Here is a 1,344-nt window from a genome sequence, read left to right as displayed (position 1 = left end):
CTGTGCATGGAGCGCGGCACCGGCATGATCGTCGCGTTGATGGCGATTCTCAAGGCCGGGGGCGCTTATGTGCCGCTCGATCCGGCCTATCCGGGCGAGCGTCTGAGCCACATCCTCACCGATGCCACACCCCGGCTGTTGCTCGCCGATGCCGCGGGTCGCGAAGCGCTGGGAGATACCGGTGCGTTGACCGTGCTCGACCCCAATGCATCGCTCGATGGCTCGTTGCCACAAGACGATCCGCGAACGACTGTCGCCCCGCAGCACCTCGCCTATGTGATCTATACCTCGGGTTCCACTGGCAAACCCAAGGGCGTTGCGATCGAACACCGGACGCTAGTCGCATCCACTTTCGCCCGGCACCAGTTCTATGAGTACGCGCCAAACGAGCGTTTCCTGCTGCTTTCGTCTCTCGCCTTCGACAGCTCTGTCGCCGGCCTCTTTGGGACGCTCACGAACGGGGGCTGTCTTGCCATTGTCGATATCGACACTGCAAGGGATCCGAACGCAATCATCAAGCTGGTGCGAAATCGCGACATCACACGTGTACTGTGTGTCCCGTCTCTCGGTCAGGCCATTCTCGACAGTATGTCGTCGAGCGGTGAGCACAAGCTTCGGGAGATCATCGTCGCAGGTGAAGCGTGTCCCCCGAGTCTCGCGCGGCAAAGCTCGGCGCTGCCTCGACCCGTATCGCTTTATAACGAATACGGTCCCACCGAAGCGACGGTATGGGCAACCGCGTATCGATGCCTTCCTGAAGAAACGAATCTGGTGCCGATCGGCCGTCCCATCGCCAATACGCGCGTCTATCTGCTCGATGCACAACGTCAACTGACGCCTCCGGGCGCCATAGGCGAACTCTATATCGGTGGCGCGGGTGTGTCGCGCGGCTATCTGAACCGGCCCGAACTCACCGCGGAGCGTTTCATCGACGATCCGTTCAGCGGCCAGCCCGGCGCACGGCTGTACCGCACGGGCGACCTCGCACGTTATCGCCCGGACGGCAATATTGAATTCCTCGGCCGTAACGATCATCAGGTCAAGATTCGCGGCTTCCGCATCGAACTCGGTGAGATCGAAGCTCAGATCGCCAGCCATCCGGCCGTGCGTGAAGCGGTGGTCATCGCGCGTGCGCGGCATGAGAAAACGCAAGATCAGCAACTCGTCGCCTACGTCACCGGAACGGCTGAGATCGATGCAAGCACCTTGCGCGAGCATCTTGCCTCGCGTCTGCCCGACTACATGGTGCCTTCGGCCTTCGTCGTGCTCGACGCGTTGCCCCTCACGCCCAACGGCAAGCTCGATCGCCGGGCACTGCCCGATCCGCAATGGCAAAGCCTCGAC

The 1,344-nt window shown here is 61.9% G+C and carries 1 protein-coding gene; it reads left to right on the top strand.

Annotated elements, in window-relative coordinates:
• Positions 1-1,344 (top strand): amino acid adenylation domain-containing protein (locus AWB81_RS43005; protein WP_144444395.1); only part of this gene is annotated, 1,344 nt, incomplete at both ends.

Source organism: Caballeronia arationis, from assembly GCF_001544975.2.
GTDB lineage: Bacteria > Pseudomonadota > Gammaproteobacteria > Burkholderiales > Burkholderiaceae > Caballeronia > Caballeronia arationis.
This window is presented reverse-complemented; position numbering and strand designations above follow the sequence as displayed.